This window comes from uncultured Oscillibacter sp., assembly GCF_947654275.1.
Classification (GTDB): Bacteria; Bacillota; Clostridia; order Oscillospirales; family Oscillospiraceae; genus Oscillibacter.
Genome location: NZ_CANTJS010000010.1, coordinates 63,354 through 71,364, shown reverse-complemented (window position 1 = coordinate 71,364; position 8,011 = coordinate 63,354). Strand labels below are relative to the sequence as shown.

The following is an 8,011-nucleotide window of genomic DNA, read 5'->3' as shown; positions in this document are numbered from 1 at the left end:
AAAAAGAGGGGGTCCGGGGGATTCCTCCCCCGGCGGAAGCACCAGACAATCAGCCGCGTGGTACCAGCCCCTTCAACCACCAGACCGAAACGCGGAAGCAAAAAGAGGGGGTCCGGGGGATTCCTCCCCCGGCGGAAGCACCAGACAATCAGCCGCGTGGTACCAGCCCCTTCAACCACCAGACCGAAACGCGGAAACAAAAAGACTCCGGCGGATAAACCGCCGGAGCGCTTTTTTATCGGCGCGGAAGGGGGTATTGCTAACCCCGCGCCGCCAGCCGGCCCCGGAGAGAGGGAATCCGGGGCAGGAGCCGCAGAAGTGGAATGCCGAGGGCATAGCAGGCCGCCGCCTCCCCGAGGCCCACAGAGAGGGCTGTGAGGGCATAAGCCGTCCAGAAAGCGCCGCCGGTCTCCTGGACGGTGAACCAGGCGATCTCAGCGCCGACAATGGCGGCGTTGCAGAGCACCGGGGGCAGCGCCGCCAGCCAGGCATTGGGCATCCGGCGGGTCCAGAGCGCCGCCAGAAGGGTCGCCAGCGTGCCGAACAGCCAGTCCAGCATGATGGGGGAGCCCAGGAAATTGGCCAGAAAACAGCCCACCACCAGCCCGGGAATGGCCTCCGGGAAGAGGAAGGGCAGCACCGTCATGGCCTCCGCCACCCGGAACTGCACGCCCATGTACTGAGGGATGGGCAGAAGCAGGGTGGCCGCGGCATAGACGGCGGCAATCAGCCCGGCGGCGGCCAGCCGGCGGGCGCTCATGGGAGAGCGGGACGTTGTTGAGATTTGCGGCATATCATCCTCCATAGGGCTGCGGGCGGGAAACCCGGCTCCGCAGCCGCCGCCTTTCCGGCAGGCGGTCCGCCGGTCTGTTGGAGCCGCCGGAGGAGGTTAGAGAAAAACACCGCATCCGCAGTCCAGCGGAGACGGCGCCGAAAACGCTGCGCCTCTCTGTCAGCCCCTTGGTCCGCTCACGGGGAGCAGACTGATACGGGAGGCCGCAGAGCACGGCAAAACGACGCGTGGTAAGGCCACGGCAGCCTCCATTTTTTTATGCGGCCCCAGCCGCCGGAGCGGCGGGCCTGACAGGGTTATGGCACCTGTCGAAGGTAGTATAGCATGGACTAACCGGAAACGCAAGAGGCGATTATCCCCTCCGGGCAGGAAAATCAACTCATTTTGTTAAGATTTCGTTAATTTTTCCGGGCGGGAACGCAGGGCTGGGAAGGAGGAACCCCCTCTGTCCTTTGGGGGACCGGGGTTCCGCCGGGATGCCGGGGGACACGGAGCCGGCGTCCCCAGGCCGGCGGGGGCGGAGACAGGCGAAGCCGCGTCCTGTACAATGGGACTGCGTGCGCAAAGCGCCGAGACCGTTCTCAAACGAGGCCCAATGGAACAGGAGGAACATCCATGCCAGGAAAAACCTATGGATACATTCGCGTATCCAGCACGGACCAGAACGAGGACCGGCAGGTGATCGCCCTGCGGGAGCGGCTGGTCCCGGAGGAGGACATTTACATGGACAAGCAATCCGGCAGAGATTTTGAGCGTCCTCAGTATCAACGGCTGGTGAAGCGGCTGAGGCCGGGGGATTTGCTGTATGTGCTGAGCATCGACCGGCTGGGGCGGGATTATGTGGAGATACAGAATCAGTGGCGGCTCTTGACCAAGGACCTCTGCGTGGATATCTGCGTCATCGACATGCCCCTTCTGGACACCCGGAACGGCAGGGACCTGATGGGCGCGTTCATTGCCGACCTGGTTCTTCAGATTTTGTCCTTTGTGGCGCAGAACGAGCGGGAGAACATCCGGAAACGGCAGGAGCAGGGCATTGCGGCGGCCCGGGCCCGGGGTGTCCGCTTCGGCAGGCCGCCGCTGTCGCCGCCGGAGAACTTCGCCGCCATCGTGAGGGCGTGGGAGGAAAAGCGCCTGCCCCTGGCGGAGGCTCTGACCCAGTGCGGCATGAGCGAGGCGACATTTTACCGCCGTCTGCGAAGCTACCGGCTGAGGCGGTAGCCGGGCAGAAAAGGGCGGCTGTCAAAATGTACACATTTTGACAGGAGCCGGTTCTTCCAAATACAGGAAAAACATTCCATAAGGACCTGTGATTTCTTCTCAGAAGCTCTTGAAAAAGCAAAATACTCCATGCTATAATGAAAAAAATAGCGGCTGTCAAAATGTGTACTTTTTGGCAAGGACCTCGGACAGGGGAGATGGTTATGGAGACACGATGGATAGAGTACGCGGAACGGAACCGGGCCCTCTCCGGCGGTCCCGCCAGCTTCCTGGTCCGTTTTTCCGGCAGGGACTGCGGAACGCTCTGGTCGGCCTGCAGCGAGACGCCCCGGAGGTTCCAGGGACTGGAGGAGCTGATCTCCGAGATGGAGAAGGAGATGGAGGCCACCGGCCGTCCGGCGTCGGAGCCGGGACCGGCGGAGGTGGTGCGGGCCGCTCCGGTCTGGACGTTTCGGAACGGCGCGGAAGGCGTCCGGCGTGGCGATCTGCAGGCCGTGACCATACAGGTCCGCCGCCGCCAGCGCGGCGGCATGCAGGGCGAGGTTCAAATCTGCGGGACCGGCTGGACGGCATGCTTCCGCAGCGGGAGAGACCTGATGGCCCTGCTCCGGACCGCCGCGGGATCCGGGGAGGCCTTCCGGAGATCTTCCTCCGGCAGAAAGCAGAGGGCCAAATAGCGCCGCTTCAAACTCCGCCGGAGAATCCGGAGACCGCCGGTGTTCAGGCGGAGGGAAGCCCTTGGGCCCGGAAAACGGCATCCCCGGGCCCCGCCGGCGTGAAAGGGACCACCCCTGCAAACTGTTACGAAATCGTAACACATTTCGACACGGGAATGTGCTATAGTATAAGAGCTTTCTACCCAATCGGCCCAGGATGGACGCCGCGCCCTGCGGCGCAGAAACAGGGGCAAAGAGGCGGAGCGCGGTTCCGGAAGCCGGAGGACGGCGGGAACAAGCGGCGCGGATGCTGCCCGAATCAAGACGGGGGTGTAAGGGTTTCGACGGGGGTATGGAGGCGGGACCAGCGGGCGGCGGCGCCTGACCGCCATAAAACGGGCAATTATAAATTAAATAACAACAACACTGTTGCTGTTGCTGCCTAATTAAGGCAGCCGTCCGACCCGGGAGGACCGCGAACCGGGAAGGGCGTCGTTTAGCGGTAAATGTGCGTACGGTAAGCTTTGCCCGTACCACACATGATGAAGCTCACCTGACCTGACCGGCGTGACGGTTTGCCGTCAGGAAGGGGAACGGGAGGAGAGAGACCTCCGCAATAACCGTCTGCGCCCGGAGAAAGTCCCGTTTAAGTGCTTTCGGACGCGGGTTCAACTCCCGCCACCTCCACCATTGTAGACAAAACCTGCGTTTAACGATAGTTATACGCAGGTTTTGCTATTTCTTGTTTGGATTGCACCAAAACAAAGAACCAAATTTGTCTATAATTACATAACCGGCAGATGCCAGCAAGCAGATTTGAGGAGATTGGCTCCCCTTAAACCTGCTTTTATTTATGCTTTAGAAAGTGAGGCTACTATGAAGATTCCATATGGCTATGTTTTAGTTGGCGAGGGAATTGCCATCCATGAGGAAAGGGCAGATGTTGTCCGCAGCATATTTGAGTATTATCTTGCAGGAGCCAGCTTGGGGAAAATAGTTGATATGCTCTTTGCGAAGGGCATAGCTTCTCCGACTGGAAACGCCAAATGGACCAGGGCGGCTGTTGATAAGCTCCTGGCCAATAAGAAATATATCCCAATTGTTGGGATATATGTATACATGGATGCTCAATTCGAAAGGGATCGCCGGTGTAATGTGGATTATGACAAGGCCGGACATCCAAGAAAAGCGACGAGATATCGGTCACCTGCTCTCAAAACAAGATGAGACTATACAAATCCTGTTTTTTCTGATATACTTGCAGAAAAAGGGAGCATGGGATCATGACAGAGAAAGAAGTCGGTGAACTCTACATACGTTTGGCATTCCAATATGAGTCCGCAATTGGTCGGCTTCTCAACAAGAAGATAATAGACCAGGATTTGGTGGACAGGCACAGGAAGTCTTTTTACGACTCGTTAGATGATGAAAAACTCCGGATGACTCAAAAGATTGGAGATTATACTGAAATCATACGATGTTATATGCGAGGCATGATCTGTGAGGATATGGTGTCATTAACAGGACTGGCGAAACAATATTCTGAAGAATTTCCTGGATACGTTATTCAAAGCTGGATGCGTAGCCGCAATACATTGGAATTTCTCCGCCAATGGGAAAATGACATGAATGAAGAATTTGATGATAGAGCCTGTGAGGAACTGATCCACCAAGGACATATAACATCGCTTACCATTACACCATTTTTGTGGATTCGTAGGACTCACGCAGTTGGAATGCGAGTAAAGCAGGGCAAAGGTGGAGGCGTGAGTGCTTACCCTGAAATTGCTGCAGATTTCCGTCTATGGTTAGATCCGAAAGTGCGATTAGCAATTGTAAGAGAGCATATATAGATTAACGCACTTCTCTTTCGCAAAAGATTGAACCATCGTATCTGCAAGGGTATAATTTGGGATGTTAGTGAACTCCATCGATTTGAAATCATGATAGAATTATTTTCAACTATTTTTATCGCCTTAACACAGCAAGACACAAGATGAAGCAACGGCTCTGATAAGGCGATAAGCATCATATTTATATATTTAACTCAAAACAACTTTTTTATTAATTGCAATATTAGATACGAATGTGGGGCGAAGACATTGCCGGAGATTAATATACTACATATTTCTGATCTTCATTGTGGCATTGAGGCTGATTCAGAGACACAAGAAACATATCTTGCAAGGAGGAAAAAGACAATTGATTTGTTTTTCAGTTATTTTAGAAAAGAGATTCCTGACGATTGGATGCCCCATATCATTGCGACTACGGGAGATTTAGGATGGTCAGGGAAAGAATATGAGTATGTACGTAGTGATAAGACTCCAAAACAAATCTATTATACAGTTTCGGAGTTTTTAGAAAAGCTTTTTACAGAAGCAGAATCAGAACAAATAATTTGTTGTCCTGGTAACCACGATAAAAAACAAAATCCAAATTTGGATTACTTTCAAAATCTTGAAAATCCTCTATCTGGCAATGATATTAAAGAATTACTTCCGTTTTTTGAGAGTTTTTCGTCTGGGCTACAAAAATACAGTCCTTGTATGTTATGTAATGACCCCCTGTTTTTAAAAGGATCTCCTAAAAAGCAGAAAATAGCTAAATATTTGTATGGATATCGCATATTTAACATTGGCGAAACACAAATTCTTTTTATTGTTATGAACTCAGCGTGGTTGTGTGATTATAAAAGAGAAAATGGGACTGATCAAGGTAAACTTCAGATTGGTGTAAATCAAGCTCAAGAAATTGTTCGGTTGCTTGACGAGAAAGCTATTAATGCGAAAGAATGGCCAACTGTAATTATGTTTCATCATCCGACACATGCTTGGCTGTCTGAAATGGAACGAAATAATCCCAACGATTTATCATCGCTTGACAGGCTTAAGCACTTATCACACCATATTGTTTTTTTGCATGGACATCAACACTTTGACGAGGATACAATATATGCTACAAATATTGCTGGAACTATAAGCAGTAGAGATACCAAGGAGGCATCATGCAATATATTAAAGATTCGTACAGGAGTAATTCCAATAATTCAAAAAGGAACATATACGCTAGAAAAGGATGAAAAGGGAAATCCTGTCAAATGGACATGGATTGTAAACCCTGGGAGACGCCCGATTAATTTGGAATACTATTTTGATCATCCGCTAACCCAGGAAATCCTCAATATAACTTGCGAAAAGGTTAATGAAATTGCCGCAGGAAATGAAACCATTTGCAGCGAAAAAGAATTCTACTCTGAATATTTAGAAAGAAAAGAACTAGTTGAGAAAACGCTCTCTAGTTTAACTCGCAGAATTCATTTTTTAACCACTAAAGTTTCAGATGGATACGATGCCGAAGACAGTGCCATTCAATATGAGCTTAAGGAAATTGCAGAGACCACAAAAACAATCGAAACAAATGTGCTGCAAATAAGTGATTTTAATTCAATTATGGCTGCATTGCATGATTTAGTGCAGGTGTTACAGGAGCTTGATAGTTTGAAAAAGTCTGATCTAAAAGATAGTAAAGAGATATTGAACTATCTAAGAAAATTAAAAGGGATTCTTATGAAGACTTCATTGTCTCGGATTAATGTTGAAAAAGATCTAAGTAGAGAAAAAACATTAAAACTTCAAATAGATTAGATTTGCTTGGAGGCGTGATGTATGAGTATAGTCTATGACAAGAGCATTTCAACAAAGTATCGCAAATATTTTGAGTCAATATCTGATATGGTGAGACCTTTTCGTCAGTATTCTTTGAAAAACGGTAAGACAATTCCCAAGGATATTGTAGGGGAAAAGCCTTGGGAATCTGGTCAGGCAGGTATACCGTTAGCGTGGAATGAAAAAGATAGTACAGTTGCTGTTGACCACACAGATTCGCATACTTTAGTAATTGGTCCAACTGGCTCAAAAAAAAGTCGTTTGGTTTGTATGCCGTTAGTTCGTATTCTTGGTAGTTCTGGGGAATCCATGATAATCTCAGATCCAAAAGCGGAAATCTATAATAGAACTGCATCTTATTTGAAAAAACAAAATTATAATATTTTTGTTTTAAACCTACGATCTCCATTGCATGGAGAATGTTGGAATCCGCTTTCTATCCCTTTTGATTTTTTCATTAAAGGAGAAGTTGATAAGGCTTATGAGTTTGTCAATGATATTGCTGAAAATTTGATTCATTCAGAGAAGTCGCAGAGCGATCCATTTTGGGACAATAGTGCTGGATCACTCTTTTTTGGACTTGTTTTGCTATTGTTTAAATACTGTAAAGAGTTTAGAAAGTCCCGAGAATATGTTAATATTGGCAATGTTGTCAGACTTCGTAATGCCTTAATCTCTGGAAATAAAACGATAAAGAAAAACTATCTTTGGGAGTATGCCAAAAGTGATCCAATAATCGCTTCTGCACTAATTGGAACGGTTGAAACAGCGAATGATACAAGGGCTGGAATACTAAGTGTATTCGATCAAAAAGTACGGATGTTCTCTATTCAACCTAATTTGTTGGATATGTTGTCGCATAATGATATCGATTTTGATATAATTGGAAAACAACCTTCTGTGGTTTATTTGATAGTTCCAGACGAGAAGACGGGCTATCATGGATTAGTATCTTTGTTTATTAAGCAAAGTTATGAATACATGATTTATAAAGCACAATTAGCTGTAGAGCAAGATGGATTTCACGTAGGTACACTCATTAATAGGTTAAATTATGTATTAGATGAATTTTCATCGTTGCCAACTATTCAGGATTTCCCTGCTATGATTACCGCTGCAAGGAGTAGGAATATTCGTTTTACACTAGTAATACAAAGTAAACATCAACTTCTCCAACGATATGGAGAGGAAACAGATACAATCCAAACAAATTGCAATAATTGGATTTTCTTTACAAGCCGAGAGATTCAGCTTTTAGAAGAAATCTCATCCATGTGCGGTAAAACTTCATCGGATATACAAAAGCCAGTTTTATCCATTTCCGCATTACAGAGGCTAAAAAAGGAAAGTGGAGAAGCATTGCTATTATGTGGGCGTGCGAAGCCATGCATAACAAGGTTGCCTGATATTGAGCAATATGATCATAATGCCTTTGTTCAAAGGTCTGTTTGCCCTAGGAGAGCGAAAAAAATAAAGCTTTTGGAATTCGATATACCACCTGAAAAAAGGCAAGCCCTTGATCTGATACAGGGTGTGGATATTGATTCAATGCTTAAATCAATTGATTGTAAAATTGCTGAATTGGAAAAGGAAGAAATGCAAAAAAAGAATCAAACGATGCGTGAAGAAATTCGCATCTCCAAGGGCACAGAGGACGAAAGGGGCTAGTTATA

At 48.0% G+C, this 8,011-nt stretch carries 8 protein-coding genes and 1 other RNA gene; 7 read left to right on the top strand and 2 right to left on the bottom strand.

Annotation, left to right across the window (positions count from 1 at the left end; all coding sequences use genetic code 11):
- Both Q0063_RS04460 and Q0063_RS04455 read right to left on the bottom strand, forming a co-directional pair.
- Window positions 1-200 (bottom strand): hypothetical protein (locus Q0063_RS04460; RefSeq protein WP_297870778.1); only part of this gene is annotated, 200 nt, incomplete at its 3' end.
- Window positions 201-259: 59 nt separating this feature from the next.
- Window positions 260-793 (bottom strand): QueT transporter family protein, encoded by a 534-nt coding sequence (locus Q0063_RS04455; RefSeq protein WP_297870777.1) that lies wholly within the window; start codon window positions 791-793, stop codon window positions 260-262.
- A 615-nt stretch (window positions 794-1,408) separates the two neighbouring features.
- On the opposite strand from Q0063_RS04455, the gene Q0063_RS04450 reads away from it, so the two are divergent.
- From Q0063_RS04450 to Q0063_RS04420, 7 genes are all read left to right on the top strand, one after another.
- On the top strand, window positions 1,409-2,014 hold the full coding sequence (locus Q0063_RS04450) for a recombinase family protein (RefSeq protein WP_297870776.1): 606 nt from the start codon (window positions 1,409-1,411) through the stop codon (window positions 2,012-2,014).
- Window positions 2,015-2,217: 203 nt separating this feature from the next.
- Window positions 2,218-2,691 (top strand): hypothetical protein, encoded by a 474-nt coding sequence (locus Q0063_RS04445; protein WP_297870775.1) that lies wholly within the window; start codon window positions 2,218-2,220, stop codon window positions 2,689-2,691.
- A 305-nt stretch (window positions 2,692-2,996) separates the two neighbouring features.
- Window positions 2,997-3,360, top strand: a transfer-messenger RNA (tmRNA) gene (gene ssrA / locus Q0063_RS04440).
- A 186-nt stretch (window positions 3,361-3,546) separates the two neighbouring features.
- Window positions 3,547-3,897 carry a recombinase family protein gene (locus Q0063_RS04435; protein WP_297870774.1) on the top strand — a complete coding sequence of 117 codons (351 nt, stop codon included), beginning with the start codon at window positions 3,547-3,549 and terminating at the stop codon, window positions 3,895-3,897.
- Window positions 3,898-3,953: 56 nt separating this feature from the next.
- The gene (locus Q0063_RS04430; protein ID WP_297870773.1) at window positions 3,954-4,523 is read left to right on the top strand and encodes a KilA-N domain-containing protein; all 570 of its coding nucleotides are present in this window, start codon (window positions 3,954-3,956) and stop codon (window positions 4,521-4,523) included.
- Window positions 4,524-4,772: 249 nt separating this feature from the next.
- Entirely contained in the window at window positions 4,773-6,317 is a 1,545-nt protein-coding gene (locus tag Q0063_RS04425; protein WP_297870772.1) for a metallophosphoesterase, read from the top strand.
- Window positions 6,318-6,338: 21 nt separating this feature from the next.
- Window positions 6,339-8,006, top strand: a complete 1,668-nt coding sequence (locus Q0063_RS04420; RefSeq protein ID WP_297870771.1) for a type IV secretory system conjugative DNA transfer family protein — start codon at window positions 6,339-6,341, stop codon at window positions 8,004-8,006.
- Window positions 8,007-8,011 lie beyond the last annotated feature (5 nt).

Excerpts from the sequence above, each read along its gene's own strand:
- Q0063_RS04420 (WP_297870771.1), top strand. The coding sequence starts at position 6,339 with ATGAGTATAGTCTATGACAAGAGCATTTCAACAAAGTATCGCAAATAT.
- Q0063_RS04435 (WP_297870774.1), top strand. The coding sequence starts at position 3,547 with ATGAAGATTCCATATGGCTATGTTTTAGTTGGCGAGGGAATTGCCATC.
- Q0063_RS04450 (WP_297870776.1), top strand. The coding sequence starts at position 1,409 with ATGCCAGGAAAAACCTATGGATACATTCGCGTATCCAGCACGGACCAG.
- Q0063_RS04455 (WP_297870777.1), bottom strand. The coding sequence starts at position 793 with ATGCCGCAAATCTCAACAACGTCCCGCTCTCCCATGAGCGCCCGCCGG.
- Q0063_RS04430 (WP_297870773.1), top strand. The coding sequence starts at position 3,954 with ATGACAGAGAAAGAAGTCGGTGAACTCTACATACGTTTGGCATTCCAA.
- Q0063_RS04445 (WP_297870775.1), top strand. The coding sequence starts at position 2,218 with ATGGAGACACGATGGATAGAGTACGCGGAACGGAACCGGGCCCTCTCC.